Source organism: Campylobacter sp. RM12654, assembly GCF_020137585.1.
In the GTDB taxonomy this organism is placed as follows: domain Bacteria; phylum Campylobacterota; class Campylobacteria; order Campylobacterales; family Campylobacteraceae; genus Campylobacter_E.
Map to the genome: position 1 here is coordinate 1 of NZ_JACGAR010000079.1, position 560 is coordinate 560.

General features: G+C 29.6%; 1 protein-coding gene. It reads right to left on the reverse strand.

Features of this window, described 5'->3' with window-relative positions; all coding sequences use genetic code 11:
- The coding region (locus AVBRAN12654_RS09395) for a hypothetical protein (RefSeq protein WP_336614392.1) at positions 1-560 on the reverse strand (560 nt) is incomplete at both ends.

The following is a 560-nucleotide window of genomic DNA, read 5'->3' on the forward strand; positions in this document are numbered from 1 at the left end:
CACTTGGAACAATTACTTCAGGAGTTGTTGTATTATTAACCACTTCATCTTTAGCTGTATTTAAATCTAAACTAAATGAGTATTCTTTCATTTCTCCTATTTTTAAGCTTGATAAATATACTTTATATGTTCCAACTTCCCAACCACTACCATCTACTCTGTTTGTTAAATCAGGAGTATATTTGAATGTTCCATCTGGTGCAGCTTGGAATTCTTTCATAATTACTTCATCTTTACCTGTAGCATTATTTGGTTTTACAAATAATAATACTAAAGTATCATTAGCAACTGATTTACCTATAAATGTTGGAGTAGTATCAAATGTTCTACCACCATTTGGAATTTCAGTTAAGTTGTTGAAATATCCATCTTCATCGCCTTGGAATACTTTAAATTCTAAAGCAGATTTGTTTTGTGTATTATCTGTTTCTTCACTTGGCTTAATATTAATAATTCCGTTTTCTGAATCACTAGTATTTCCATTTGTAGTATTATCAACACTTGGAACTTTATTTGTATCTTCACTTGGCTTAATATTAATAATTCCGTTTTCTGAACCT